The sequence below is a fragment of the Comamonas antarctica genome, assembly GCF_013363755.1.
Taxonomy (GTDB): Bacteria; Pseudomonadota; Gammaproteobacteria; order Burkholderiales; family Burkholderiaceae_C; genus Comamonas; species Comamonas antarctica.
The window spans coordinates 1,908,815-1,934,883 of the sequence record NZ_CP054840.1 but is presented as its reverse complement, the minus strand read 5'-3'; the positions used below and the strand labels follow the sequence as shown (position 1 = coordinate 1,934,883).

The following is a 26,069-nucleotide window of genomic DNA, read 5'->3' as shown; positions in this document are numbered from 1 at the left end:
GGGGATGCGCACGATTGACGCTCGACAAGGCGGTGGTTATATTAATAACCAATCAGTCATTAACATGCCCCACCCGTCTCCAAGCCCTGCCGCCGGTTCCGCCGAGCCCCAACGCCGCGCGCGCCGCAAGAACGCCCGACCGGGGGAGTTGCTGGCTGCGGCGCTGGACCTGTTTGTCGAGAAAGGCTATGCCGCCACGCGCGTCGAGGAAGTCGCGGCGCGCGCCGGCGTTTCCAAGGGCACGCTGTTTCTCTACTTTCCCAGCAAGGAAGAGCTGTTCAAGGCCGTGGTGCGGGAAAACATCGCCGGGCGCTTTGCCGAGTGGCAGCGGGAGCTCGACAGCTTCGAGGGCGACAGCGAGGCCTTGCTGCGCCGCTGCTACACGGTCTGGTGGGAGCGCATCGGCAGCACCAAGGCCGCCGGCATCACCAAGCTGATGTGCAGCGAGGCGCGCAACTTCCCGGCGCTGGCGCACTTCTACCACCAGGAAGTGATGCAGCCGGGCACGGCGCTGGTGCGCTGCATCCTGGAGCGCGGCATCGCGCGCGGCGAGATCCGGCCGCTGGATCTCGACACCGGCGTCTATCTGGTGCTCTCGCCCATGATGTTCCTGATGTTCTGGCAGAACACCATGGCCGGCTGCCTGCCGGCGCGCACGGACGACACCTCCGAGACGGCGCCCTGCGCCAGCATGCCCTTCAGCCCCGAAGCCTACCTCGAAGCGCAGATCGACAACCTGCTGCGCGGCCTGCGCCCCTGATCCCTCCCCTCACCCATGTCCCGCCGCAAACTCATTCTCCTGGCCCTGGTGGCCGTGCTGGCCCTGTCCCTCGGTATCGGCCGCGCCTTGTTGGCGCGCAAGCATCAGCAGCAGGCCGTGCAGCAGGCGGCGACCGCCGCGCCGGTGGCTTTGCGCCTGCAGCCCAGCGAAGTGCTGAGCCTGCAGCGGCGCGCGCTGCCGCTGGGCGTGCCGGTTTCCGGGGTGCTCGAGGCGCTGCAGGCAGCCAGCATCAAGGCGTATGTCGCCGGCACCCTGCAGGACCTGAGCGTGCGCGAAGGCGATAGCGTGCAGGCAGGCCAGGTGCTGGCGCGCATCGACGCCGCCGATGCCAACGCGCGATTGCGCCAGGCGCAGCAGGAGGCCGAGGCAGCGCGCGCGCAGCGCTCGATCCAGGAGCGGCTGCACAGCAACAACCAGGCGCTGGTCGATCAGGGTTTCATCTCGCAGACCGCGCTGCGCACCTCCGACGCGAATCTGCAGGCCGCGCACGCGCAGTACCAGTCGGCGCTGGCCCAGGCCGAGGTGGCGCGCAAGGCCGTGGCCGATACCGTGCTGCGCAGCCCGATCGCCGGCCAGGTGGCGCAGCGGCTCGTGAACAACGGCGAGCGCGTGGCCGTGGAGACCCGGGTGCTGGAGATCGTCGACCTGCGCCAGCTGCAACTCGTCGCGCAACTGCCCCCCGCCGACTCGCTGCAGGTGCGGCCCGGCCTCGCGGCGCGGCTGCACCTCGATGGCAGCACGCAGGAATTCGCGGCGCGCGTGGTGCGCGTCAGCCCACGGGCCGACATTGCCACGCGCAGCGTGCCGGTCTACCTGCAGCTCGAGCCGAGCCAGGCGCTGGTGCTGCGCCCGGGCATGTTCCTGCAAGGCCAGATCGACCTCGCCACCGAACAGGCGCCGGCGCCGCTGGTGCTGCCGCTCGATGCCGTGCGCACCGACAAGCCCCAGCCCTATGTGCAGCTGCTGCAGCCAGGCGACGGCCGGCAGACCATCGTGCACCGCAGCGTGACGCTGGGCGCGCGCGCGCTCGTCGACGGCCAGGCCTGGGTCGCGGTCGAGGGACTGCCCGAAGGCAGCCAGGTCGTGGCCGCGGGCGTGGGTGCGCTGCGCGAGGGCACGGTGGTGGAAATCGCCGGCAGCCCCGCCGCGAAATAAGGGCCCGGCGCCATGTGGTTCACCAAAGTCAGCCTGCACAACCCGGTGTTTGCCACCATGGTGATGGTGGCGTTGCTGGTACTGGGCATGTTCTCCTACCAGCGGCTCAAGGTGGACCAGTTCCCCAACGTCGACTTCCCGGTGGTGGTGGTGAACGTGGCCTATCCGGGCGCCTCGCCCGAGATCGTCGAGAGCGAAGTCACGCGCAAGATCGAGGAGGCGGTGAACTCGATTGCCGGCATCAACGCGCTGACCTCGCGCAGCTATGCGGGCACCAGCGTGGTGATCATCGAGTTCCAGCTGCAGATCGACGGCCGCCAGGCCGCGGAGGATGTGCGCGAGAAGGTGGCCGCGGTACGTCCGCTGCTGCGAGACGAGGTCGAGGAGCCGCGCGTGCAGCGCTTCGACCCCGCCGATGCACCGGTATGGTCGCTGGCCGTGCTGCCTGCGGCCACAGCGCAGGCTTCCCTGAAGGCGCCGACGGCCATCGAGCTCACGACCTGGGCCGACCAGGTGCTGAAGAAACGCCTGGAAAACGTGCGCGGCGTCGGCGCCGTCAATCTCGTGGGCGCGACGCCGCGCGAAATCAACCTCTATCTCGATCCGCAGGCGCTGGAAGCCTTCGGCATCAGCGTCGACCAGGTCGCGCAGGCGGTGCGCAGCGAGAACCAGGACCTGCCCGTGGGCGCGGTGCGCTCGCTCGCGCAGGAGCGCATGGTGCAGATCGACGCGCGCATGCAGCGCCCCGAGGACTTTGCCGACATCATCGTGGCCCGGCGCCAGGGCGGCGCCGTGCGGCTGGGACAACTGGCGCGCGTGCTCGACGGCGCGCAGGAGGTCGAGAGCCTGGCGCTGTTCAACGGCCAGCGCAGCCTGCTGCTGACGGTGCAGAAGGCCCAGGGCGACAACACCATCGAGGTGGTCGAGGGCCTGCGCCGCGCGGTGGCCGCGATGCAGGCCGAGCTGCCGCCGGGCGTGCGGCTGGAGACCATCGGCGACATGTCGCGGCCGATACGCGTCGCCGTGGACAACGTGCGCCAGACGCTGATCGAGGGCGCGGTGCTCACGGTGCTGATCGTCTTCCTGTTCCTCAACTCCTGGCGCTCGACGGTCATCACCGGGCTCACGCTGCCGATCGCGCTGATCGGCACCTTCCTGTTCATGTACTGGTTCGGTTTCTCCATCAACATGGTGACGCTGATGGCACTGTCGCTGTGCGTGGGCCTGCTGATCGACGATGCGATCGTGGTGCGCGAGAACATCGTGCGCCACCTGCAGATGGGCAAGTCCGCGTATGCGGCGGCCATGGACGGCACGCAGGAGATCGGCCTGGCCGTGCTGGCCACGACACTGTCCATCGTCGCGGTGTTCCTGCCCATCGGTTTCATGCAGGGCATCATCGGCAAGTTCTTCCATGAGTTCGGCCTGACCATCGTGGTCGCGGTGCTGATCTCGATGTTCGTCAGCTTCACGCTCGACCCCATGCTGTCGAGCGTATGGCACGACCCCAGCGTGCATGGCGACAGCGCCGCCGCGCCCCGCGGCAGGAGCCTCTACGACCGCAGCATCGGCCGCGTCACGGCGTGGTTCGACCGCGCCACCGAACAGTTGGCCCGGTTCTACGAACAGATCCTGCGCTGGGCGCTGGGCCACCGGCTCGCGACAGCAGTCAGTGCGCTGGCGATCTTTGCCGCCAGCGTGATGATGGTGCCGCTGCTGGGCACCGAGTTCGTGCCCAAGGCCGATTTCTCCGAGACCACGGTGCAGTTCCATACGCCCCAGGGCAGCTCGATCGAGGCCACCGAGGCCAAGGCGCGGCAGGTCGAGGCGCTGATCCGCGCGCTGCCCGAGGTGCGCTACACGCTCGCCACGATCAATACGGGCGCGGCGCGCGGCAAGACCCATGCCAGCATCTATGTGCGCCTGAGCGACCGCAAGGAGCGCACGCGCAGCGTCGAGGCGCTGGCCATCGATCTGCGCGCGCAGCTGCGCCAGATCGCGGGCATCACCGTGACCCAGGTCGGCCTGCTCGAGCCGGTGGGCGGCCAAAAGCAGATCGCGTTCTCGCTGCAGGGGCAGGATCTCGCCGAACTTGGCCGCCTCAACGAGCAGGTGCTGGCGCGGCTGCAAGGCATTCCCGGCCTGGTCGATGTCGAATCGAGCCTCGAGAGCGATACGCCGCGCGTGCAGCTGGCCATCAAGCGCGACGCCGCGTCGGACCTGGGCCTCAGCACGGGCGCGGTGGCCACGGCGCTGCGCACGCTGCTCGCCGGCCAGGACGTGGGCAACTGGCGCGCCAGCAACGACGAGACCTACGACGTGCAACTGCGCCTCGCGCCCGAGGACCGGCTCTCGCCGCTGCAGCTCGGACGCCTGCCGCTGCTGGTCACGTCCCAGGACGGCACGCGGCACAACGTGCGGCTCGACCAGGTGGCCGAAATTCGCGAATCGGCAGGACCCAGCCAGATCAACCGCCGCGCGCTCACGCGCGAAGTCGCGATCACCGCCAATGCCTCGCTGCGCTCGGTCGGCGAAGTGTCGGCCGACATCCGCAAGGCGCTGGCCGGCGTGGCCTTCGCGCCCGGCTACGGCTACCAGTTCAGCGGCGCCACCAAGGACATGGACGAATCCTTCGGCTATGCGCTGTCGGCACTGGGCCTGGCCATCGTGTTCATCTACATGATCCTGGCCAGCCAGTTCCGCAGCTTCCTGCAGCCGATGGCGCTCATGACCGCCCTGCCGCTCACGCTGATCGGCGTGGTGCTGGCGCTGCTGCTGTTCGGCTCGGCGCTGTCGATGTTCTCGATGATCGGCGTGATCATGCTGATGGGGCTGGTGACGAAGAATGCGATCTTGCTGGTGGATTTCGCCATCCGCGCGCGCGCCGACCATGTCGACCCCGCCACCGGCGAGACCGTCGCCGGCCTGGCGCGCGAGCCCGCGCTGCTGCTGGCCGCGCGCGTGCGCCTGCGCCCCATCCTGATGACCACGCTGGCCATGATCTTCGGCATGCTGCCGCTGGCGCTGGCCGTCACCGAAGGCTCGGAGCAGCGCGCCCCCATGGGCCAGGCGGTCATTGGCGGCGTGATCACCTCGTCGCTGCTGACGCTGGTGGTGGTGCCGGTCATGTACTGCTACATGGACGATCTCGCGGCCTGGGCGCGGCGCCTCATGGGTCGAACACGCCACAAACCGGGCCCGGACTGAAACCTGGCCCCACTCGCTCGTAGAATCAAAGGTTTGTCGCGATCTGCCTTTCCCGGAGTAACCCCATGAACATGCCCCTGAACACCTCAGCCAACGCCGCCGATCCCATCGAGCAGGCCCGCTTCAACATGATCCAGCAGCAAATCCGCCCCTGGAACGTGCTCGAGCAGAACGTGCTGGACACGCTGACCGAGGTGCCGCGCGAGCTGTTCGTGCCACCCGAGCACGAAGGCCTGGCCTTCATGGACATCGAGATTCCGCTGCACGGCACGCCCGAGGAAGCCGCGGCCAAGGGCTGGACCATGCAGGCGCCGCGCGTCGAAGCGCGCATGCTGCAGGACCTGAACGTCAAGCCCACCGACAAGATCCTGGAGATCGGCGCCGGTTCGGGCTACATGGCCGCGCTGCTGGCCCACCTGGGCCGCGAAGTCCTCAGCCTGGAAATCGTGCCCGAGCTGGCCGAGATGGCGCGCGAGAACCTCGCCGGCGCGGGCGTCACCAACGCCAACGTGCGCCTGGCCGATGGCGCCACCGACGCGCTGCCCGAAGGCCCGTTCGATGTGATCGTGCTCAGCGGCTCGGTCGCCGAAGTGCCCGCCGCGCTGCTGCAGCACCTGACCGAAGGCGGCCGCCTGGGCGCCATCGTCGGCCAGCAGCCCGTGATGCGCGCCACCTTCGTGCGCCGCAAGGGCCACGATTTCGAGACCATCTCCCCCTGGGACACGATGGCCGCGCGCCTGCACGGTTTCGCCGAACCTTCGCCGTTCAAGTTCTGAGATGACCACGCTAGCCCAGGTCCGCCCCGCGCAATTCGATCAATGGCTCGAGCAATGCCGGGCCCAGGGCGTCACGCCGCTGGTGCTCGACGTGCGCGAACCCTGGGAATGCGCGACGGCCAGCATCACGCCCGACGGCTTCGAGCTGGTGCGCATTCCCATGCAGGAAATTCCCGCGCGCCAGCAGGAGCTTGATTTCGAGCGTCCCGTCGCCTGCCTGTGCCACCACGGCATGCGCAGCATGCATGTCGGCATGTTCCTGCTGAACCAGGGGTTCGAGCAGGTGACCAACATCACGGGCGGCATCGACGCCTGGTCGCGCGAGCGCGACCCCCAAGTTCCGTTGTACTAGAAAGCCCTCCATGCTCCTGGCCCGCACGCTGCGTGTCCCGCCCTCCTTCCGGCGCTCTGCCGCCACGCTTCTCGCCACGCTGGCGTTCGCGCCGCTGGCGCCGGCGCAAAGCCTGCTGGAACTCATGGAGCACGCGCGCGGCTACGACGCCACCTGGCAGGCACGCCAGGCCGAGACCGACGCGGCCTACAGCCGCTCGGAGCAGGCGCGCGCGGGCCTGTTGCCGTCGGTGGGCCTGCAGGCCGGTGCCAGCCGCGCGCGCACCGAAGTCAGCCGGCCGGAGTTCACGCTCAACGCCAGCAGCCAGAGCGCGGCGCTGAGCGCGGCGCAGCCGCTGTACCGGCCCGCGAACCTGATCACCTTCCACCAGGGCCAGCGCAGCTTCGAGATCGCGGTGGCGCAGCGCGATGCCGCGGAGCAGGAGCTGATCGTGCGCACCAGCCAGGCCTATTTCGACGTGCTGGGCGCCGAGGACTCGCTGCGCTTCGTGCAGGCACAAAAGGAGGCGGTGGCGCAGCAACTGGCTTTCGCGCAGCGCAATTTCGATGTCGGCAACGCGACCATCACCGACTCACGCGAGGCGCAGGCGCGCTTCGATCTGATCGTGGCGCAGGAAATCGCCGCCGAGAACGATCTGCACGTCAAGCGCCTGGCCCTGGAGCAGCTGGTGGGCATGCCTGGCGTGCGGCCGCTGCCGCTGGCCCAGCCGGTGGTGCTGCCGCCGCTCGCGCCGGCCGATCCCCAGGCCTGGGTCGATGTCTCGCAGGACACGCAGCCGCAGCTGCGCCAGGCGCAGCTCGCGCTCGACGTGGCACGGCTGGAAACGCGCAAGGCCGAAACCGGCCATCTGCCCACCGTCGACCTGCAAGCCGGCTACAGCGTCAACAACAACCCGCAGGGCACCATCACCGCGCCGCAAAACGGCTACCGCGCCAAGGTGGCCAGCGTGGGCGTGCAGTTGAACCTGCCGCTGTTTGCGGGATTCTCGGTGCAAAACCGCGTCAAGGAAACGCTGTCGCTCGAGCGCAAGGCCGAAGCCGATCTCGACAACGCGCGCCGCGGCATTGCACAGAACACGCGCGCCGCGTTCCTCGGCGTGCAGTCCGGCCAGGGCCAGATCAAGGCGCTTGAAGCCGCCGAGGCATCGAGCCAGAGCGCGCTGGACGCCAACCGCCTGGGCTATGAAGTCGGCGTGCGCATCAACATCGATGTGCTCAATGCGCAAAGCCAGCTGTATCAGACCAAGCGCGATCTGGCGCTGGCCCGCTACAACCTGATCATGGGCCAGCTCAAGCTGCGCCAGGCGGCCGGCACCCTGAGCAGCGACGACCTGCTGGCCGTCAATGCGCTGCTGGCCAGCACGCCGGCCGAACAGCCCGCCGCGCCCCTGCCCGCAGCGCGCGCGCCGGCGCCTCAGCGCTGAGGCGCGGCGCCGCTCCAGGCGTGCATCAGTTGCTCGATGGCCGCGGCGGTGGCCTGCGCCGCGCCGCGGTGCGCCTGGGCAAACGCGAGGCAGTGCGCGACGGCCGCCTTGCGCGCGGCCACGTCGTGCACCAGGGCCAACGCGGCTTGCAATCCCGCATCGAGATCCGGTACGCGCTGCGCCGCGCCTGCGGCACAGGCGAGCTCCGCGGCTTCGGCGAAGTTGAAGGTCGACGGTCCGACCAGCATCGGGCAGCCGCAGGCAGCAGCTTCTATCAGGTTCTGTCCGCCCAGGGGCGCAAAGCTGCCGCCCAGCAGCGCGGCATCGGCCATCGCGTAATACAGCGGCATTTCCCCCAGCGAGTCGCCCAGCCACAGGCACTCTTCCCCGGCCTGCGCCAGCGCGCGCGGCGGCGCACCCAGCCATTCGCTGCGCCGCGACACGCGCAGTCCGGCGGCCTGCAGCGCGAGCGCCACGGCGTCGAAGCGCTGCGGATGGCGCGGCACGAGCAGCCACTGGACTTTGAGCGCCTGCGCGCCCAGCCGGCGCAAGGCGTCGATGAACATCGCCTCCTCGCCTTCGCGGCTGCTCGCCAGCATCACCACGGGACGCGCCGAGCGCTGGCGCCACTGCGCGCCCTGCGCAAGCAGCGCGGCGTCGGGCAGCACGTCGAACTTGAGATTGCCCAGCACGGCGCGCACCGGCGCCGCGAGCGCGCGCAAGCGCTGCGCATCGGCCTGGGTCTGGGCCCACACCGCGGCCAGTGACTGGTAGGCCGGCATCGACAATGCCGACAGCTTCAAGGCTTTGTCCAGCGACTTCGCGTTGAGGCGCGCATTGGCCAGCGCCAGCGGCACGCCCTGCGCGCGGCAGACCGCGGCCAGGATGGGCCAGACCTCGGTTTCCATCAGCACGCCCACCGCCGGGCGGAACTGCGTGATGAACCGGGTGGCGGCCGCATGCGTGTCCCAGGGTTGCCAGACCTGCAGGTCGCCCGGCTGCAGCAGCTTCGCACCCTCGGCGCGGCCCGTGGCCGTGCCATGTGTCAGCAGCAGGCGCATGCCCGGCATGCGCGCGCGCAGCGCCTCGATCAGGATGGCAGCGGCGCGGGTCTCGCCCAGCGACACCGCATGCACCCAGATCCAGCGTCCCGCGCCGTCGCGTCCGAGGCTTTCGGGCGTGTAGTGGCCAAAGCGCTCTTCGACACGCAGGCCATAGCCGGGTTCGGCAAGGGCCCGCTGGCGCAGCTTGCGCCGCAGCAGCGGCTGGCCCGCCCAGGTCAGCGCCGAATACAGCGCCAGAACGAAATTCATTGCACGCTTCCACCCAACCTGGCTGACCATTGCACTTCGACTTGCACAGGCGCTTTGAAACTGGCGTGCTCCAGCGTGGGGGCAGCGAGCAAGGGCCGCCCCGCAGCGAGGCTGCCGTCCCCCTCCACCGAAGGATGAGAGGGGGAAGACGGGGCCGGCCATCCGGCGCAGCGGCTCAGGGGGTGCTTCATTCAGTGGCTAGCGCTGCCGACTTGGGCGCCGGGTTTGACGCGCTCGAGAAGCGCCAGCATTTCGCCTTCGATGCGCTGCAGCGCCTCGGGCGTGTGGCCTTCGAAGCGCAGCACCAGCACCGGCGTGGTGTTGCTGGCGCGGATCAGGCCGAAGCCATCAGGCCAGTCGACGCGCAGGCCATCGATGGTGTTGAGTTCCGCGGGCGCCGCAAAGCTGCTCTGCGCGAGTGCCTGCAGTTCGGCCGTGAGGCGGTGCGGCTCGCCTTCGGCGCAGGTGACATTGAGTTCGGGCGTGGAATGGCTGGTCGGCAGCGCATTGAGCAACGCGCTCGGATCATCGCTGCGGCTGACGATTTCCAGCAGGCGGCAGCCGGCGTAGGTGCCGTCGTCGAAACCAAACCAGCGCTCCTTGAAGAAGATATGGCCGCTCATCTCGCCGCCCAGCGGGGAGTCGAGCTCCTTCATGCGCGCCTTGATCAGCGAATGTCCGGTCTTGAACATCACCGCCTCGCCGCCGGCCTCGCGAATCGCGGGCGCAAGGCGCTGGCTGCACTTGACATCGAACACGATGCGGCCACCCGGCACGCGCGACAGGACGTCGCGTGCAAACAGCATCATCTGGCGGTCGGGGAAGATATTGCTGCCATCCTTGGTGACGATGCCCAGCCGGTCGCCGTCGCCATCGAAGGCCAGCCCCAGTTCGGCATCGCTGGCCTGCAGCGCGGCTATCAGGTCGCGCAGGTTCTCGGGCTTGCTGGGATCGGGATGGTGGTTGGGGAAGTTGCCGTCCACTTCGGAGAACAGCTCGATGACCTCGCAGCCCAGCGCGCGGAAAATGCCCGGAGCCGTTGCCCCGGCCACGCCGTTGCCGCAATCGACCACGATCTTCATCGGCCGCGCCAGCTTCACGTCGCCGACGATATGCGCCGTGTATTCGTCGAGCACATCGGCATGGCGCACCGAGCCGCCGGGCACCAGGTCCCAGGACTCATCCTCGATGCAGCGGCGCAGCGCCTGGATCTCCTCGCCGTAGATGGCACGGCCGTTGAGCACCATCTTCAGTCCGTTGTAATCCTTGGGGTTGTGGCTGCCCGTGACCTGGATACCGCTGTTGCACAGCGTGGCAGCGGCGAAATAAAGCATAGGCGTGGTGACCACGCCGATATCGATCACCTCGATGCCCGCGGCCACCAGGCCGTCGATCAGTGCCGCCGAGAGTGCAGGCCCCGACAGGCGGCCATCGCGGCCCACGGCCACCACCGTCTGCCCTTCGGCGCGCGCGGCTTGGCCGAATGCCAGGCCCACGCCGCGCACCACGGCTTCATTCAGGCTGCTCGGCACCACGCCGCGGATGTCATAGGCTTTGAAAATGGAAGGTGTCAGCTGCACGGAAAAGCTCTTGGTGAGGGAGGGACCAGCGCCGCGGGGGCACTGGCAGGAAGGCTGCCATTGTAGGCCGGCCCATGGCGTGCAAGCGCCGGCACGCCGGCCCGGGCGCTTACTTGACCAGCGCCAGCAGGTCCTTGAATGCCGGGTGCTCGCAGCCGCGCAGCCACTCGAACACGACCATCTCGGTGGTCACCAGTTCGACGCCCGCGCCGGCCAGGCGGTCGAACGCCGCATCGCGGTTGCGCTCGGTGCGCGAGCCGCAGGCGTCCGTGACGACCCACACGTCGAACTCCTCCTCGACCAGGTCCAGCGCGGTCTGCAGCAGGCATACATGGGCTTCGCAGCCCGCAATCACGATGGTGCCGCGCTCGGCTTCCTGGTTCTGCGGCTTTTGCAGGTGCTTGGGCAGGCTGCGCGCGTTGCCGCCCTGGGGACGCGCGGGCGGGCGCAGCCATTCGCCCAGGCCTTCCTCGACGGCGCTGAACTGCATCTTGGCCAGCGTCCTGCGGCACAGCGCGCGCAGCTGCGCGTCGTTGGCACCCAGCTTCGAGGGGTTCTGTTCCGTACCCCAGACCGGCACCTCGAGCAGTTCGGCGGCGCGCGCCAGCAGGCGGGCGTTGGCCAGCACCGCCTGGCCTTCGAAGATCGCGGGCATCAGGCGCTCCTGGTAGTCCACCAGCACCAACTGGGATTCAAGCGAGTCAAGCAACATGGAAATCTTTCTTTTACGGTCTGCAATGGCGGCATTGTCGCAGGCCCGGCGCGCTGCACGGCCCAGCGCGGCCCATCGCAGCAGAAGCAAAAACCCCGAGCATCCAAGACGGCGGCGCAGCGTGGGGTCGGAAAAATCCTTCAATTTGCGTATCCATTTGCGCCGAACAAATTTTCCGTGTTACCCTCTGCGCCCATGTCCCGATGGTTGTGCGTCCTTCTCTTTACCTGCGTCAGTGCCCATGCGGCACCTGACAGCCGCTACACCGACGACGAAATCCAGCGCATGCTGGCCAGTCGGGGGCTGATATCCCATCTCAACACCCAATTGCACGAGGCTGGCCACAGCGTCGCGGCCCGCACCTCCGAGCTGGTCGGTGCGGCCATGGGCTTCCTGGGAGTGCCTTACCGCCGTGGCGGCAACAACGCCAGCACGGGCTTCGACTGCAGCGGTTTCGTGCGTGCGATCTACTCGCAGACCGTGGGCCTGGTGCTGCCGCGCCGCGCCGACGAACAGGCAAATGCCACGCAGAAGATCGAGAAAAGCGATCTGCAGCCCGGCGACCTGGTGTTCTTCAACACCATGCGCCGCACCTTCAGCCATGTGGGCATCTATGTCGGCGAAGGCAATTTCATCCACGCTCCGCGCTCGGGTGCGACGGTGCGCGTGGAAAGCATGCAGACGCCTTACTGGTCGCGCCGCTTCGACGGTGCGCGCCGCGTCGAGACCGCCGAACTCGCGGGCACCGACAAGCTGCTCGTCAGCCGCTGACGCCGCGCGCGGCCTTGCGCGCCTTTGCTGCCAGGTGGTCCGCATGCGCGGCGCTGCCTATCGGCATGTCCACATCCGTAATTTGGGCCACACGGATGCAGTCACGGATATGCTGCTCCCCGAGAAAACGCAGCGCCGCATAGCCCATTGCGGCTGCGGCCGCCGTGCCGACAATGGGCACGAACTTGCCGAGTTGCTTGGCAGCCATGCGCGTGGCCACCTTCTGCACCAGCCGCACGATCATCTCGCGCGTGATCAGCTTGCCGATCAGCACCGATCCAACCACCGCCACGGCTTTTTGCACGCCTTCGCGGCGCGACGGCTCGAGCGCATCGAGCTGCTCGGCGCTCAGGCCAAACTCGCGGCTGATGCGCGGAATCATCCGCGACAGCAGCGCCGCGTCGGCCGCCCAGTCCAGCCCCGGCACCGGCACCGCGCTCACCACCGCTCCCACCAGCGCGCGCCGGTGCAGCAGCCGGCGCGCACGCTGTGCGGCGGCGTCGATCTGGGCCTGGCGCGCGGCCGAAGGCTTGTTGTCGGCGGATGTCGCAGTGCTCATCGTTCGGTGGTCTTGCCCCGCACGAACTGGTAGATCACCAGCAGCACGACGGCGCCCAATACCGAGGCAATCCAGCCCGCCGCATCGCCCTGCTGGTACCAGCCCATGGCCACGCCGATGTAGCTTGCAAGGAATGCGCCGGCAATGCCCAGCAGGATGGTCATGATCCAGCCAAGGCTGTCGTCGCCAGGCTTGATCGCGCGTGCAATGAGGCCCACGATCAGGCCGACGATCAAGGTACCGATCAGGGAAAACATGGGGTGGCTCCTTGAGGTTGAGAGGTTTGATGCCCACTCTATTCCGCGCGCCACGGGCAGCCATGTCGGACATTGGCTTAACCTGACGCCTGCGCGTGGGCTGCGCGGTCTTTGCCACAATGCAGCGATGACAGCTCCCCAGACCTGCGCCCCGCGCCGCTACTGGCTCATGAAGAACGAGCCGGACACCGAGTCCATCGACCACGCCCTGGCTGCACCGGATGCCACCCTCGCCTGGAGCGGCGTGCGCAATTACCAGGCTCGCAATTTCATGCGCGACCGCATGCAGGTCGGTGACGGCGTGCTCTACTGGCATTCGGGCTGTGCGCTACCCGGCATCTACGGCCTGGCTTGCATCGCCAGCGCAGCGCGCGTCGACCCGACACAGTTCGATCCCGCCAGTCCGTACTTCGATCCGCGCGCCACACCGGACAAGCCGCGCTGGCTGCTGGTCGACGTCAAGGCCCTGCGCAAGACCCGTCCAGTCGATATGGCCACGCTGCGCGCCGATCCCCAGCTGAGCCGCATGCAGGTGTTGCAAAAAGGCAATCGCCTGTCGATCACCGAAGTCACCCCCGAGGAGTGGCAACACCTGTGTGGCACGCTGCTACAAGACGCGCCGTGATGCGCGCCAAGCCATCCGCGCCGGCAAGGTCTCGCGCAGGGTGTTGGACAAGCCACATCTACCATGGATTAACGGCTGACAGAGCGCATTTCGCGCCAGCGCCGAGGGCTGGGTGTCTTGCACGCTTGCGGCAGGCTGGCGCAGTCCGCCGCCTGCGCTGGAGTGCGTGGCACCACCGCCCGCTCATGGGAGTTTGCGCCATGTACCGATGCCACTGTCAGCTCATTCCAGACGAAGTGCTCAAGCGCCTGGGCTGCGACCCGAAACTGTCCAAGGAGCAGTGCGAGCGCGCGGCCTATTCCGCGCGCCTGAGCCAGCACTTCCGTGATATCCGCCAGCAGACCAGAAAGCTTGCCGGTTTCTTGCTGGAGAGTCACCAGCTCGCGACCCTCACCGAAAATCCCGAGGTGACGGTGTTCGATTGCCGCCAGACCCAGAGCCTGCCCGGACTGCAGGTCAACAATGCGGGGAAATCCGAAGATCGGTCGGTTCAGCGCACCTATGATGAAACCGACCGCATGGCGACCTTTCTGCGCAAGGAGTTCAAGCTCAATTCCATCGACGGGGCCGGCATGACGCTGATGTCGTCGGTACATTACGGCAAAAAGTACAACAACGCGATGTGGAACGGGCTGCAGATGGTCTATGGCGACGGCGACGGCGAACTGTTTTTCGACTTCACGCTGGGCACCGATGTCATCGGGCACGAACTGGCCCATGGCATCACGCAATACACGTTGCAACTCGAGTACGACGCCGAACCCGGCGGCCTCAATGAGAGCCTCTCCGACTGCTTCGGATCGATGTTTCGCCAGTGGCGCAAGAAGCAGGACGCAGCCAGCGCCGACTGGCTGATCGGCCATGACATCCTCGGTCCGGCGACGCGCGAGCGCGGCTATACCTGCCTGCGCGACCTGTCCGAACCCGATGGCAAGCACTGCCTCGCGCCCCAGCCCACCCAGCACGCGCAACTCAAGCCCGGCGAGGACCCGCACAATACCAGCGGACCGCCCAATCTGGCGTTTTGCACCGCCTGCAAGCAAGTCGGCGGCTACAGCTGGGAAACCATAGGCAAGATCTGGTACCACGCCATGACCACGGCGGGCATGATGCCGCGCATGAGCATGTCGGAGTTTGCCGCCAAGACCCGCGAAGCAGCGGCCACGCTGTACGGCAAGAAATCGGCCGCCGAATCCGCCGTGGATGAGGGCTGGAAAAAAGTGGGGCTGTAATGCAGTTCACTCCCCTTTCGTCGAGCCCGGTCTCTGGCTGGGGCCGCATCGACATCGAGCGCTATGGCGGCCTCGCAGGCTATGGCATGCCGGGTTCGCGCATCCGCAGCCGCGGGTATTTCATGGCGCAGGATCTGAGTGCCGCCGACCAGGCGCTGTTGCGCGAGATCTTCCTGTCTCCGAGCGAAGCGCCGACCTGGGTGCGCGATGCGTTCCGCTACCATTTGACGCGGCAAAGCGATTGCGGTCCGCAGACCGTGGTCGTGGCAGAAAGCATGGTGCCCGAAGTCCTGCGCGATGCGTTGCACGACGAACTGCTGCCGCGCGAACCTGCTCCGCCGCACCCGGATCCGGGCCCTTCCCCGCCCAAGGACAAGCCGCCAACGCATGCACCGCCCAAGACCGGCGCATACGACAAGCCATGAAAAAACCGCGCAGGCCCCAAAGGACTTGCGCGGTCGGCATTGCAGCTTGATCTGGCGGCCTATTTCTTCGCTGGAGGCACGTCGGTGCAGCTGCCGTGGGCGACTTCGGCGGCCATGCCGATGCTCTCGCCCAGCGTCGGATGCGGATGGATGGTCTTGCCGATATCCACGGCATCGGCGCCCATCTCGATGGCCAGCGCGATCTCGCCGATCATGTCGCCCGCATGCGTGCCGACCATGCCGCCGCCCAGGATGCGGCCGTGGCCGTGGGCCTCGGGCGAATCATCGAACAGCAGCTTGGTCACGCCTTCGTCGCGGCCGTTGGCAATCGCGCGGCCCGAAGCCGCCCAGGGGAACAAGCCCTTTTTCACCTTGATGCCCTGCGCCTTGGCCTGGTCTTCGGTCAGGCCCACCCATGCGACTTCGGGGTCGGTGTAGGCCACGCTGGGAATCACGCGCGCATTGAACGCGGCTGCCGCCAGTTCCTTGTTGCCCTGGATTTCACCGGCGATGACTTCGGCGGCGACATGCGCTTCGTGCACCGCCTTGTGCGCCAGCATCGGCTGGCCGACGATGTCGCCAATCGCAAAGATATGCGGCGCGCTGGTGCGCATCTGGATGTCGACGGGAATGAAGCCGCGGTCGGTCACGGCCACGCCAGCCGCTTCGGCCGCGATCTTCTTGCCGTTGGGCGTGCGGCCCACGGCCTGCAGCACCAGGTCATAGGTCTGCGGCTCGGGTGCCGTGCCGCCGTCTTCGGCGGCCGCGAACGTGACCTTGATGCCGTCGGGCGTGGCCTCGGCACCCACGGTCTTGGTCTTGAGCATGATGTTGTCGAAACGCGGCGCGTTCATCTTCTGCCAGATCTTGACCAGGTCGCGGTCGGCGCCCTGCATCAGGCCATCCATCATCTCGACCACATCCAGGCGTGCGCCCAGCGTCGAGTACACGGTGCCCATTTCGAGGCCGATGATGCCACCGCCCAGGATCAGCATGCGCTTCGGAACACCCTGGAGCGCCAGCGCGCCCGTGGAATCGACCACGCGCGGATCATCGGGCATGAACGGCAGGCGCACGGCCTGCGAGCCCGCGGCAATGATCGCGTTCTTGAACTGCACGACCTGCGTGGCGCCGCTGCGCTCGGTGCCTTCGCCCTGCGTGAGTTCCACCGACAGATGGTGGCTGCCGGCGAACTGGCCGTAGCCGCGCAGCACCGTGACCTTGCGCATCTTCGCCATCTGCGCCAGGCCGCCGGTCAGCTTGCCGATGACCTTTTGCTTGTGGCCGCGCAGCGTGTCGATGTTGACCTGGGGCGCGCCGAATTCCACGCCCACGGCCGACAGGTGCTTGACTTCATCCATGACGGCAGCCACGTGCAGCAGCGCCTTCGACGGAATGCAGCCCACGTTCAGGCATACGCCGCCCAGCGTCGCGTAGCGCTCGACGAGCACGACCTTGAGGCCCAGATCGGCGGCGCGGAACGCGGCCGAGTAGCCGCCCGGCCCGCCGCCGAGCACGACGACATCGCACTCGAGATCGGCGGCTGCGCCAGCATATTGCTGCGGCACGGGAGCGGCCACGGCGGGTTCGGCGTTGGCCGCAGGCGTTGGCAGCGCCACTGCTGGCGCGGGTGCAGGCGCACCGGCGGCAGGGGCCGGCGCAGGCGTTGACGCGGCGGGCGCGGCAGCGGGGGCCGAAGCCTGGTCCGCGCCCTGCGCTTCGAGCGTCAGCACCACGCTGCCCTGGGCAACCTGGTCGCCGATCTTCACGCGCAGTTCCTTGATCACGCCCGCATGCGACGACGGGATTTCCATCGATGCCTTGTCGGATTCGACGGTGATCAGGCTCTGGTCCACGGCAACTGTGTCGCCGGGCTGCACCAGCAGCTCGATGACGCCGACGCTGTCGAAGTCGCCGATGTCGGGCACCTTGATATCAATGATGGCCATCTGCATCACTCCTTACAGCACGATGCGGCGGTAGTCCGCCAGCAGCTGGCCCAGATAGGCATTGAAACGCGCGGCCAGCGCGCCGTCGATCACGCGGTGGTCGTACGACAGCGACAGCGGCAGCTGCAGGCGCGGCACGAACTGCTTGCCGTCCCAGACCGGCTTCATCGCGCTCTTGGACAGGCCCAGGATAGCGACCTCGGGCGCATTCACGATGGGCGTGAAATGCGTGCCGCCAATGCCGCCCAGCGACGAGATCGAGAAGCACCCGCCCTGCATGTCGCCCGCGCCCAGCTTGCCGTCGCGCGCCTTCTTGGCGAGCTCGCCCATTTCCTGGCTGATCTGCATGATGCCCTTCTTGTCGGCATCCTTGAGCACCGGCACCACCAGGCCGTTGGGCGTGTCCGCCGCGAAGCCGATGTTGAAGTACTGCTTGTAGACCAGCGTGTCGCCGTCGAGGCTGGCGTTGAACTCGGGGAACTTCTTCAGCGCCGCGACCACTGCCTTGATCACGAAAGCCAGCATCGTCACCTTGACGCCGCTCTTTTCGTTTTCCTTGTTGGTCGACACGCGGAAGGCTTCGAGTTCGGTGATGTCGGCTTCGTCATTGTTGGTGACGTGCGGGATCATGACCCAGTTGCGGTGCAGGTTCGCGCCGCTGATCTTCTTGATGCGCGACAGGTCCTTGCGCTCGACCGGGCCGAACTTCGCGAAGTCGACCTTGGGCCAGGGCAGCAGGTCCAGGCCCGCGCCGCCGCCGGCAGCCGCCGCGGCCTTGGGCGCAGCCGCGCCCTGAGCCTTGGTCTGCACCGCGCCAGACATCACCTGCTTGGTGAATGCCAGCACGTCGGCCTGGGTGATGCGGCCCTTTTGCGCCGAACCGGTGACTTCCTCGAGCGGCACGCCCAGCTCGCGCGCGAACTTGCGCACCGATGGCGAGGCATGGGGCAGCTTGCCCGTGGGCGCGACCGTGGGGTTGTGGGCGGGCGTTGCAGCCGCAGGCGCAGCAGCCGGGGCCGCGGCCTGGGGCGCAGCGGCAGCCGGGGCCGGAGCCTCGGCTTGGGCAGCGGCTGCGGGCGCAGCCGCTGCCGCGGGCGCTGCGGCCGGGGCGGGAGCGCCCTCGCCTTCGAGCTCACCGACCACATCACCGATATTGACCTTGTCGCCGACCTTGAGCGTCAGCGCCTTGATCACGCCGGCCGCGGGCGATGGAATCTCCATCGAGGCCTTGTCGGACTCGACCGTGAACAGCGACTGCTCGGCCGTGACGGTATCGCCGGCCTTGACCAGGATCTCGGTCACGGCCACATCCTTGAAGTCGCCGATATCCGGCACCTTCAAGGGAACGCTCTTGCCGCCTGCGGCAGCCGGTGCAGGTTCTGCAGCTGCCGGTGCGGGCGCAGCAGCGGCCGGAGCCGGAGCTGGAGCTGGAGCTGGAGCTGGAGCTGGAGCCGGAGTCGGAGCGGGTGCTGGTGCTGGTGCCGGCGCAGCCTGCTCGGCTGGCGCCGCTGCGGGCGCAGGCGCCGGAGCCGCCGGTGCCGAAGCCGCGGTTTCAATCACCGCAATCACCGAACCCTGCTTGACCTTGTCGCCCAGCGCCACGCGCAGTTCCTTGAGCACGCCGGCGTGGCTCGACGGAATTTCCATCGACGCCTTGTCGGACTCGACGGTGAGCAGCGACTGCTCGGCCTTGATGGTGTCGCCGGCCTGGACCAGCACCTCGATCACCGACACCTCGTCGAAATCACCGATGTCCGGAATTTGAATCTCTACCATTGCCATATTCGTCTCCCGGATTTCTTAGGCGTACAGCGGATTGATCTTGTCGACCTGGATGCCGTACTTGGCAATCGCCTCGGCGACCTTGGTCATGGGCAGCTGGCCCGCGTCGGCCAGGCCGCGCAGCGCCGCGACCACGATGTAGTGGCGGTCGATCTCGAAGTGCTCGCGCAGCTTGCGGCGGAAGTCCGAACGGCCGAAACCATCGGTGCCCAGCACCTTGTAGATGCGGCCCTTGGGGATGTAGGCGCGGATCTGCTCGGCGTATGCCTTCATGTAGTCGGTCGATGCAATGACCGGGCCGGTGGTGTTGGCCAGCTGCTGCGTGACGAACGACTGGCGTGCCGTCTCCAGGGGGTGCAGCAGATTCCAGCGGTCCACGTCCTGGCCGTCGCGCGTGAGTTCGTTGAAGCTCGGGCAGCTCCAGACGTCGGCGGCAACGCCCCAGTCGCTGAGCAGCAGCTCCTGGGCCGACAGCGATTCGCGCAGGATGGTGCCCGAACCCAGCAGCTGCACGCGCAGGCCCGTCGCCGGCACCTTGATGCCGGGCTTGCACTGGTACATGCCCTTGATGATCTGCTCTTCGGTGCCGGGCGTGAGGCCGGGCATCGCGTAGTTCTCGTTGAGCAGCGTCAGGTAGTAGAAGACGTTTTCCTGCTCCTGCACCATGCGGCGCAGGCCTTCCTGCATGATCACCGCCACTTCGTGCGCGAACGTCGGGTCGTAGCTGATGCAGTTGGGCACCGTGTTGGCCAGGATGTGGCTGTGGCCGTCTTCATGCTGCAGGCCTTCGCCGTTGAGCGTGGTGCGGCCCGAAGTGCCGCCCAGCAGGAAGCCGCGCGCCTGCATGTCGCCGGCCGCCCAGGCCAGGTCGCCGACGCGCTGGAAACCGAACATCGAGTAGTACACGTAGAACGGGATCATGATCCGGTTGCTGGTGCTGTAGCTCGTGGCGGCGGCGATCCAGCTGGACATGCCGCCGGCTTCGTTGATGCCTTCCTGCAGGATCTGGCCGGCCTTGTCTTCCTTGTAGTACATGACCTGGTCTTTGTCGACCGGGGTGTACTGCTGGCCTGCGGGGTTGTAGATGCCGATCTGGCGGAACAGGCCTTCCATGCCGAAGGTCCGCGCCTCGTCCACCAGGATGGGCACGACGCGCGGGCCGATCTCCTTGTCGCGCAGCAGCTGCGTCAGGAAGCGGACGTAGGCCTGGGTCGTCGAGATTTCACGGCCTTCGGGCGTGGGCTCGAGGATGGCCTTGAAGGTCTCCAGCGCGGGCGCGGTGAACTGCTCGTCGGCCTTGACGCGGCGGTGCGGCAGGTAGCCGCCCAGCGCCTGGCGGCGCTCGTGCAGGTACTTCATCTCCGGCGTGTCGTCGGCTGGCTTGTAGAACGGCAGCTCGGCGATCTGGCTGTCGGGGATCGGAATGTTGAAGCGGTCGCGGAAGGCCTTGATGTCCTCGTCGCCGAGCTTCTTGGTCTGGTGCACGGTGTTCTTGCCTTCACCGATCTTGCCCATGCCGAAGCCCTTGACGGTCTTCACCAGCAGCACCGTGGGCTGGCCCTTGTGCTCATTGGCGGCGTGGAACGCGGCGTAGACCTTCTGTGAATCATGGCCGCCGCGTCGCAGGTTCCAGATCTCGTCGTCGCTCATGTGCTCGACCATCTTCAGCGCGCGTGGGTCGCGGCCGAAGAAGTGCTTGCGCACGTAGGCGCCGTCGTTGGCCTTGAACGACTGGTAGTCACCGTCGTTGCATTCCATCATGATCTTGCGCAGCACGCCGTCCTTGTCCTTGGCCAGCAGCTCGTCCCAACCCTTGCCCCAGATCAGCTTGATGACGTTCCAGCCCGAGCCGCGGAACTCGCCTTCGAGTTCCTGGATGATCTTGCCGTTGCCGCGCACCGGGCCATCGAGGCGCTGCAGGTTGCAGTTGATGACGAAGATCAGGTTGTCGAGCTTTTCGCGCGCGGCCAGCGAGATCGCGCCCAGCGATTCGACTTCGTCCATTTCACCATCGCCGCAGAACACCCAGACCTTGCGGTTCTCGGTGTTGGCAATGCCGCGCGCGTGCAGGTACTTGAGAAAGCGTGCCTGGTAGATGGCCATCAGCGGGCCCAGGCCCATGGACACCGTGGGGAACTGCCAGAACTCGGGCATCAGCTTGGGGTGCGGATAGCTCGACAGGCCCTTGCCGTCGACTTCCTGGCGGAAGTTCAGCAGCTGCTCTTCGGAGATGCGGCCTTCGAGGTAGGCGCGCGCATAGATGCCGGGCGAGACGTGGCCCTGGATGTAGAGGCAGTCGCCGCCGTGGTTTTCGCTCTCGGCATGCCAGAAGTGGTTGAAGCCCGCGCCGAACATGTTGGCCAGCGAGGCAAACGAGCCGATGTGGCCGCCCAGATCACCGCCTTCGGGCGGGTGGATGCGGTTGGCCTTGACCACCATGGCCATCGCGTTCCAGCGCATGTAGGCGCGCAGACGGCCTTCGATCTCGAGGTTGCCGGGGCAGCGCGCCTCCTGCGAAGTCTCGAGCGTGTTGACGTAGCCGGTGTTGGCCGAGAAGGGACGGTCGACGCTGTTCTGGCGCGCATGTTCCAGCAGTTCCTCGAGCAGCGCATGGGCGTACTGCGCACCTTCGCGGTCGATCACGGCGGACAGCGCGTCCATCCATTCGCGGGTTTCTTGCTGATCGGTGCTGGCCACTTGGGTGGCGCCGGCGCCGGCCTGGGGGTCGGTCTGAGCTGTCATGGTGTCTCCTGCAATAGGCTGTAAACGAACAGTGCGCGTTGGGCCCATTGTCATCGTGCAGGAACGACCCTGCCAAATGCTCAACCAGCTGCCGTGCGCAAACGGCCGCAAACCGGCCGTCACTGAGTGAATTTGGACGGAGTTTCGCACACTTTCCGAAGATTTCAAATGATGCTTTTCATTTTCATGATGTGAAATTTTGCTGCAATCGCACAAAGGCGCATGCGCCACCACAACACGAAAACCGCGCCCGGCTCCTCTACACTCGGGCCATGGATCCGACCCCCGCCAAGCCCGTTGCCGGCAACCCCTTGTCAGACACCCTCGTGGCCGCTCCCGTGCGCTGGTGGCGCAGCTGGTGGCGCAGCCTGTCGCCCACCCGGCAGGACCGTTTCGCGGCGCTCGCGCCGGTGGCGGCCGTGATGATGTTTCTCGCGGCCATCGTGGTGGCGTTCTGGTATCTGCGCGTGGAGGAAGTCGAGCGCGAACAGGAAGCGCTGCGCCGCGACGTCGAATATGCGCAGCAGCGCGTGCGCCTGCGCTTGCTCGAGCGCCAGGAGCAGTTGATGCGCGTGGCGCGCGACATTGCCAACCAGGAAATGAACAAGGGCGATTTCGCGCGCCGCAGCGAGGCGCTGATCACCCAGTATCCCGAGCTGCAGTCGATCACCTGGATCGACGAGCAGCAGCGCATCCGCGCCAGCCATTCCGCCCCCACGGTGCACAGCGAGCAGTTGCGCATCGTCGGGGAGAAACTCAGGCCCGGCGACACGGCGAAGACCTTTGCGCTGGTGCAGGACCTGCAGCAGCCGGTGTATGCGCAGTCTCCGTCCGTGCCTGGCGAGCCCACGCCGCTGCTGCAGCTGCAGGTGCCGCTCAACAGCACCGGCGGCTTCGGCGGCGTGGTGCTGGGCGAGTACTCGGTGGACAGCCTGCTGCGCTACGGCACGCCCACCGAAGTGCTGGCGCGCTATGCCGTGACCATGCTCGACGGCAGCGGCAGGCTGCTCGCCGGCACCGCATTGCCCGAGCGTGCCGCGAGCAACGCCTGGCGCTGGTGGCGCGACCGTGCCAATGAATATGAGGTGCCGGTGTCGCCGGTGGGCAGCGGGCTGGTGCTGCGCGCCCAGGCCTACCGCACCTCGCTGGGCTTCGTCGGCAACAGCCTGTTCTGGCTGGTCGGCACGCTCAGCGTCATGACGGCCTGGCTGCTGCTTGCGACCTGGCGCCACACGCGCCGGCGCCTGCGCGCGCAGGAAGCGCTGGTGGCCGAAACCAATTTCCGCCGCGCCATGGAGAACTCCGTGCTCACGGGCATGCGCGCGCTGGACCTCGAAGGCCGCATCACTTATGTGAATGCCGCGTTCTGCCAGATGACGGGCTGGAGCGAGAGCGATCTCGTCGGCCAGCTGCCGCCCTACAGCTACTGGCCCAGCAACGAATACGACAGCCTGCGCCTGAAGCTGCGCGACGAGCTCAGCGGCAAGACCATCGTCGGCGGTTTCCAGGTGCGCGTGCAGCGCAAGAACGGCAGCCAGTTCGATGCGCGCCTGTATGTCTCGCCGCTGATCGACGCCCATGGCCAGCACACCGGATGGATGTCGTCGATGACCGACATCACCGAACCCAACCGCATCCGCGAACAGCTGTCCGCCTCGCACGAGCGCTTCACCATCGTGCTCGAAGCACTCGATGCCTCGGTGTCGGTCGCGCCGCTGGGCAGCGCCGAACTGCTGTTTGCCAACAAGCTCTACCGCCAGTGGTTCGGCTCGCAGACCGATGGCCATCTGCAGTTGGTGGCGCAAGCCGGCGTGCTGCCCGCGCGCCATACCGACAGCATGGACGACGAGGACGGGCTGATGGGCCTGCCCACCGACCCGCTGACCAGCGCGCGCAGCGAGAACGCCGAGATATTCCTGCCCGAACTGGGCAAGTGGCTGGAAGTGCGCTCGCGCTACCTCAGCTGGGTCGACGGCCGGCTCGCGCAGATGGTCATTGCCACCGACATCACGCCCAGGCGCCTGGCGCAGGAACAGGCCGCGCGCCAGGCCGAGCATGCGCAATCCATCAGCCGGCTGATCACCATGGGCGAGATGGCCTCGAGCGTCGCGCACGAACTGAACCAGCCGCTCACCGCCATCAGCAACTACTGCAGCGGCATGATCTCGCGCAGCCAGAGCGGCCAGCTCAGCCAGGAGATGCTGCTCACCGCGCTGCAAAAGACCGCGCACCAGGCGCAGCGCGCGGGGCAGATCATCCAGCGCATCCGCGCCTTCGTGAAGCGCAGCGAACCCAACCGCACGCTGGCGCAGGTGGCGGACATGGTCGGCGAAGCGGTGGAGCTGGCGGACATCGAGCTGCGCCGGCACAACGTGCGCCTGACCTACCGCGTCGCCGAGCGCCTGCCGCCCGTCATGGCCGACACCATCCTCATCGAGCAGGTGCTGGTCAACCTGATGAAGAACGGCGCCGAGTCGATAGAGAACTCGCAGCGCCCGGGGCACCAGCGCAGCGTGGACCTGAGCGTGCTGCCGCGCGAGATCGATGGCCAGCAGGTGGTGGAGTTCACCGTGCAGGACACCGGAAAGGGACTGCCGCCCGAGGTGCTCGACCGCCTGTTCGAGGCGTTTTTCACCACCAAGAGCGAAGGCATGGGCATGGGCCTGAACCTGTGCCGCAGCATCGTCGAGTCGCACCACGGACGCATGCGCGCGGAGAACCTCTACAATGGTTCCGATGTCATAGGCTGCCGCTTCACCTTCTGGCTGCCGCTCGCGGCTCCCGTGGATGCGACAACACTCACCACTCCGAGGACGATTGCATGAGTTTGATTCCGAAAAAAGGCACTGTGTATGTGGTGGACGACGACGAGGCCGTCCGTGATTCCTTGCAGTGGTTGCTCGAAGGCAAGGACTATCGCGTGCGCTGCTTCGATGCCGCCGAATCGTTTCTCGCGCGCTACGACCCGCGCGAGGTCGCCTGCCTGATTGTCGACATCCGCATGGGCGGCATGACCGGCCTGGAGCTGCAAGACCGGCTGATCGAGCGCAAGTCGCCGCTGCCCATCGTGTTCATCACGGGCCATGGCGACGTGCCGATGGCGGTCAACACCATGAAGAAGGGCGCGCTGGATTTCATCCAGAAGCCGTTCAATGAGGAAGAACTGCTGGGGCTGGTCGAGCGCATGCTGGACCATGCCCGCGAAGCCTTTGCCGGCCACCAGCAGGCCGCGAGCCGCGACGCGCTGCTGTCCAAGCTCACCAGCCGCGAAGCGCAGGTGCTCGAGCGCATCGTCGCCGGCCGCCTGAACAAGCAGATTGCCGACGACCTGGGCATCAGCATCAAGACGGTGGAGGCGCACCGCGCCAACATCATGGAAAAGCTCAACGCCAACACGGTGGCCGATCTGCTGAAGATCGCGCTCGGACAAAACCAACCCACAGGCAAGGTCCCCGCCTGATCCCTAGAATCACGCCAGGTCCACGGCTGCTAGTGTCCGCAAGGTGCTAGCAGCATTTTTTATTGAGATTTCAGATATGACAGCCCAACTCATCGACGGCAACGCCCTCTCCCGCCAACTGCGCGCCGAAGTCGCCACCCGCGCCGCGGCGCTCAAGGCGCGCGGCGTCACGCCGGGCCTCGCCGTGGTGCTGGTGGGCGACAACCCGGCCAGCCAGGTCTACGTGCGCAACAAGGTCAAGGCCTGCGAGGAAGCCGGCCTGCATTCGGTGCTCGAGAAGTACGATGCCAGCATGACCGAGGCCGAGCTGCTGGCGCGCGTCGAAGCGCTCAACAACGACCCGAGCATCCACGGCATCCTGGTGCAGCTGCCGCTGCCCAAGCATATCGACGACCACAAGGTCATCGAAGCCATCTCGCCGCTCAAGGACGTCGACGGTTTCCACGTGGCCAGCGCCGGTGCGCTCATGGTCGGTGAAGTCGGCTTCAAGGCCTGCACGCCCTACGGCTGCATGAAGATGCTGGAATCGATCGGCATGAAGGACCTGCGCGGCAAGCACGCGGTGGTCATCGGCCGCTCGAACATCGTCGGCAAGCCCATGGCCATGATGCTGCTGCAGGCCAACGCCACCGTGACCATCTGCCACAGCGGCACGGCCGACCTGGGCGCGATGACGCGCCAGGCCGATGTGATCGTGGCCGCCGTGGGCAAGCGCGACGTGCTCACGGCCGACATGGTCAAGCCCGGCGCGGTGGTCATCGACGTCGGCATGAACCGCAACGACGAAGGCAAGCTCTGCGGCGACGTGGACTTTGCCGGGGTGAAGGAAGTCGCGGGTTTCATTACCCCGGTTCCCGGCGGTGTCGGCCCGATGACGATTACGATGCTTTTGGTAAACACCATGGAAGCCGCCGAACGTTCGGCAAGCTGAAGCCGCTCGTCCTGAGCCTGTCGAAGGATGGACGGTC

General features: G+C 67.1%; 21 protein-coding genes. 13 read left to right on the top strand and 8 right to left on the bottom strand.

Annotation, left to right across the window (positions count from 1 at the left end):
- Positions 1-64: 64 nt before the first annotated feature.
- The 6 genes from HUK68_RS09215 to HUK68_RS09190 all read left to right on the top strand — a co-directional run bounded on the left by HUK68_RS09215 (position 65) and on the right by HUK68_RS09190 (position 7,694).
- The gene (locus tag HUK68_RS09215) at positions 65-760 is read left to right on the top strand and encodes a TetR/AcrR family transcriptional regulator (protein ID WP_175503930.1); all 696 of its coding nucleotides are present in this window, start codon (positions 65-67) and stop codon (positions 758-760) included.
- A gap of 15 nt (positions 761-775) precedes the next feature.
- On the top strand, positions 776-1,936 hold the full coding sequence (locus tag HUK68_RS09210; protein WP_175503929.1) for an efflux RND transporter periplasmic adaptor subunit: 1,161 nt from the start codon (positions 776-778) through the stop codon (positions 1,934-1,936).
- A gap of 12 nt (positions 1,937-1,948) precedes the next feature.
- The gene (locus HUK68_RS09205; RefSeq protein ID WP_175503928.1) at positions 1,949-5,143 is read left to right on the top strand and encodes an efflux RND transporter permease subunit; all 3,195 of its coding nucleotides are present in this window, start codon (positions 1,949-1,951) and stop codon (positions 5,141-5,143) included.
- A 65-nt stretch (positions 5,144-5,208) separates the two neighbouring features.
- Positions 5,209-5,919: a protein-L-isoaspartate O-methyltransferase family protein gene (locus HUK68_RS09200; protein WP_175503927.1), complete on the top strand. Its 711-nt coding sequence runs from the start codon at positions 5,209-5,211 to the stop codon at positions 5,917-5,919.
- A gap of 1 nt (position 5,920) precedes the next feature.
- Positions 5,921-6,271: a rhodanese-like domain-containing protein gene (locus tag HUK68_RS09195; RefSeq protein WP_175503926.1), complete on the top strand. Its 351-nt coding sequence runs from the start codon at positions 5,921-5,923 to the stop codon at positions 6,269-6,271.
- A 10-nt stretch (positions 6,272-6,281) separates the two neighbouring features.
- Positions 6,282-7,694, top strand: a complete 1,413-nt coding sequence (locus HUK68_RS09190; RefSeq protein ID WP_175503925.1) for a TolC family outer membrane protein — start codon at positions 6,282-6,284, stop codon at positions 7,692-7,694.
- Here HUK68_RS09190 and HUK68_RS09185 read toward each other — a convergent pair.
- The 3 genes from HUK68_RS09185 to HUK68_RS09175 all read right to left on the bottom strand — a co-directional run bounded on the left by HUK68_RS09185 (position 7,685) and on the right by HUK68_RS09175 (position 11,299).
- Positions 7,685-9,007 carry a 3-deoxy-D-manno-octulosonic acid transferase gene (locus tag HUK68_RS09185; protein WP_175503924.1) on the bottom strand — a complete coding sequence of 441 codons (1,323 nt, stop codon included), beginning with the start codon at positions 9,005-9,007 and terminating at the stop codon, positions 7,685-7,687. The two genes, HUK68_RS09190 and HUK68_RS09185, sit on opposite strands and share 10 nt — an antisense overlap.
- Positions 9,008-9,198: 191 nt before the next feature.
- A complete protein-coding gene (locus HUK68_RS09180) occupies positions 9,199-10,587 on the bottom strand; it encodes a phosphomannomutase/phosphoglucomutase (protein ID WP_175503923.1) in 1,389 nt (462 codons plus the stop codon).
- A gap of 109 nt (positions 10,588-10,696) precedes the next feature.
- Positions 10,697-11,299, bottom strand: coding sequence for an isochorismatase family protein (locus HUK68_RS09175; protein ID WP_175503922.1), 603 nt, complete (start codon positions 11,297-11,299; stop codon positions 10,697-10,699).
- Between the two features lie 195 nt (positions 11,300-11,494).
- On the opposite strand from HUK68_RS09175, the gene HUK68_RS09170 reads away from it, so the two are divergent.
- A complete protein-coding gene (locus HUK68_RS09170; RefSeq protein ID WP_175503921.1) occupies positions 11,495-12,070 on the top strand; it encodes a C40 family peptidase in 576 nt (191 codons plus the stop codon).
- On the opposite strand, the gene HUK68_RS09165 is transcribed toward HUK68_RS09170, so the two are convergent.
- Positions 12,060-12,629: a hypothetical protein gene (locus HUK68_RS09165; protein ID WP_175503920.1), complete on the bottom strand. Its 570-nt coding sequence runs from the start codon at positions 12,627-12,629 to the stop codon at positions 12,060-12,062. The two genes, HUK68_RS09170 and HUK68_RS09165, sit on opposite strands and share 11 nt — an antisense overlap.
- Positions 12,626-12,886 carry a GlsB/YeaQ/YmgE family stress response membrane protein gene (locus tag HUK68_RS09160; RefSeq protein WP_175503919.1) on the bottom strand — a complete coding sequence of 87 codons (261 nt, stop codon included), beginning with the start codon at positions 12,884-12,886 and terminating at the stop codon, positions 12,626-12,628. Before HUK68_RS09160 ends, HUK68_RS09165 begins: the two co-directional genes overlap by 4 nt.
- 127 nt (positions 12,887-13,013) lie before the next feature.
- Between HUK68_RS09160 and HUK68_RS09155 the strand changes: the two genes are divergently transcribed.
- The 3 genes from HUK68_RS09155 to HUK68_RS09145 all read left to right on the top strand — a co-directional run bounded on the left by HUK68_RS09155 (position 13,014) and on the right by HUK68_RS09145 (position 15,168).
- On the top strand, positions 13,014-13,511 hold the full coding sequence (locus HUK68_RS09155; protein ID WP_175503918.1) for an EVE domain-containing protein: 498 nt from the start codon (positions 13,014-13,016) through the stop codon (positions 13,509-13,511).
- A gap of 200 nt (positions 13,512-13,711) precedes the next feature.
- Positions 13,712-14,743 (top strand): M4 family metallopeptidase, encoded by a 1,032-nt coding sequence (locus tag HUK68_RS09150; RefSeq protein ID WP_175503917.1) that lies wholly within the window; start codon positions 13,712-13,714, stop codon positions 14,741-14,743.
- Positions 14,743-15,168: a protealysin inhibitor emfourin gene (locus tag HUK68_RS09145; RefSeq protein WP_175503916.1), complete on the top strand. Its 426-nt coding sequence runs from the start codon at positions 14,743-14,745 to the stop codon at positions 15,166-15,168. Before HUK68_RS09150 ends, HUK68_RS09145 begins: the two co-directional genes overlap by 1 nt.
- A gap of 59 nt (positions 15,169-15,227) precedes the next feature.
- Here the strand turns inward: HUK68_RS09145 and lpdA are convergent, their stop codons facing one another.
- The 3 genes from lpdA to aceE are packed head-to-tail and all read right to left on the bottom strand — an operon-like array spanning position 15,228 to position 21,641.
- Positions 15,228-17,117, bottom strand: coding sequence for a dihydrolipoyl dehydrogenase (lpdA, locus tag HUK68_RS09140; RefSeq protein ID WP_175503915.1), 1,890 nt, complete (start codon positions 17,115-17,117; stop codon positions 15,228-15,230).
- A gap of 12 nt (positions 17,118-17,129) precedes the next feature.
- Complete coding sequence (gene aceF, locus HUK68_RS09135; protein ID WP_175503914.1) at positions 17,130-18,899, bottom strand: dihydrolipoyllysine-residue acetyltransferase; 1,770 nt, start codon at positions 18,897-18,899, stop codon at positions 17,130-17,132.
- Between the two features lie 18 nt (positions 18,900-18,917).
- Positions 18,918-21,641: a pyruvate dehydrogenase (acetyl-transferring), homodimeric type gene (gene aceE / locus HUK68_RS09130; protein WP_175503913.1), complete on the bottom strand. Its 2,724-nt coding sequence runs from the start codon at positions 21,639-21,641 to the stop codon at positions 18,918-18,920.
- Positions 21,642-21,913: 272 nt separating this feature from the next.
- On the opposite strand from aceE, the gene HUK68_RS09125 reads away from it, so the two are divergent.
- The 3 genes from HUK68_RS09125 to folD all read left to right on the top strand — a co-directional run bounded on the left by HUK68_RS09125 (position 21,914) and on the right by folD (position 26,032).
- On the top strand, positions 21,914-24,466 hold the full coding sequence (locus tag HUK68_RS09125) for a PAS domain-containing sensor histidine kinase (RefSeq protein ID WP_175503912.1): 2,553 nt from the start codon (positions 21,914-21,916) through the stop codon (positions 24,464-24,466).
- Positions 24,463-25,101, top strand: coding sequence for a response regulator transcription factor (locus HUK68_RS09120; RefSeq protein ID WP_175503911.1), 639 nt, complete (start codon positions 24,463-24,465; stop codon positions 25,099-25,101). The genes HUK68_RS09125 and HUK68_RS09120 overlap by 4 nt, the downstream gene beginning before the upstream one ends.
- A 76-nt stretch (positions 25,102-25,177) precedes the next feature.
- The gene (gene folD, locus HUK68_RS09115) at positions 25,178-26,032 is read left to right on the top strand and encodes a bifunctional methylenetetrahydrofolate dehydrogenase/methenyltetrahydrofolate cyclohydrolase FolD (protein ID WP_175503910.1); all 855 of its coding nucleotides are present in this window, start codon (positions 25,178-25,180) and stop codon (positions 26,030-26,032) included.
- The last annotated feature ends 37 nt before the right edge of the window (positions 26,033-26,069 follow it).

Coding starts and splice junctions, on each gene's coding strand:
- HUK68_RS09215 (WP_175503930.1), top strand. CDS start 65: ATGCCCCACCCGTCTCCAAGCCCTGCCGCCGGTTCCGCCGAGCCCCAA.
- HUK68_RS09210 (WP_175503929.1), top strand. CDS start 776: ATGTCCCGCCGCAAACTCATTCTCCTGGCCCTGGTGGCCGTGCTGGCC.
- HUK68_RS09205 (WP_175503928.1), top strand. CDS start 1,949: ATGTGGTTCACCAAAGTCAGCCTGCACAACCCGGTGTTTGCCACCATG.
- HUK68_RS09200 (WP_175503927.1), top strand. CDS start 5,209: ATGAACATGCCCCTGAACACCTCAGCCAACGCCGCCGATCCCATCGAG.
- HUK68_RS09195 (WP_175503926.1), top strand. CDS start 5,921: ATGACCACGCTAGCCCAGGTCCGCCCCGCGCAATTCGATCAATGGCTC.
- HUK68_RS09190 (WP_175503925.1), top strand. CDS start 6,282: ATGCTCCTGGCCCGCACGCTGCGTGTCCCGCCCTCCTTCCGGCGCTCT.
- HUK68_RS09185 (WP_175503924.1), bottom strand. CDS start 9,007: ATGAATTTCGTTCTGGCGCTGTATTCGGCGCTGACCTGGGCGGGCCAG.
- HUK68_RS09175 (WP_175503922.1), bottom strand. CDS start 11,299: ATGTTGCTTGACTCGCTTGAATCCCAGTTGGTGCTGGTGGACTACCAG.
- HUK68_RS09170 (WP_175503921.1), top strand. CDS start 11,495: ATGTCCCGATGGTTGTGCGTCCTTCTCTTTACCTGCGTCAGTGCCCAT.
- HUK68_RS09165 (WP_175503920.1), bottom strand. CDS start 12,629: ATGAGCACTGCGACATCCGCCGACAACAAGCCTTCGGCCGCGCGCCAG.
- HUK68_RS09160 (WP_175503919.1), bottom strand. CDS start 12,886: ATGTTTTCCCTGATCGGTACCTTGATCGTCGGCCTGATCGTGGGCCTC.
- HUK68_RS09155 (WP_175503918.1), top strand. CDS start 13,014: ATGACAGCTCCCCAGACCTGCGCCCCGCGCCGCTACTGGCTCATGAAG.
- HUK68_RS09150 (WP_175503917.1), top strand. CDS start 13,712: ATGTACCGATGCCACTGTCAGCTCATTCCAGACGAAGTGCTCAAGCGC.
- HUK68_RS09145 (WP_175503916.1), top strand. CDS start 14,743: ATGCAGTTCACTCCCCTTTCGTCGAGCCCGGTCTCTGGCTGGGGCCGC.
- lpdA (WP_175503915.1), bottom strand. CDS start 17,117: ATGGCCATCATTGATATCAAGGTGCCCGACATCGGCGACTTCGACAGC.
- aceF (WP_175503914.1), bottom strand. CDS start 18,899: ATGGCAATGGTAGAGATTCAAATTCCGGACATCGGTGATTTCGACGAG.
- aceE (WP_175503913.1), bottom strand. CDS start 21,641: ATGACAGCTCAGACCGACCCCCAGGCCGGCGCCGGCGCCACCCAAGTG.
- HUK68_RS09125 (WP_175503912.1), top strand. CDS start 21,914: ATGGATCCGACCCCCGCCAAGCCCGTTGCCGGCAACCCCTTGTCAGAC.
- HUK68_RS09120 (WP_175503911.1), top strand. CDS start 24,463: ATGAGTTTGATTCCGAAAAAAGGCACTGTGTATGTGGTGGACGACGAC.
- folD (WP_175503910.1), top strand. CDS start 25,178: ATGACAGCCCAACTCATCGACGGCAACGCCCTCTCCCGCCAACTGCGC.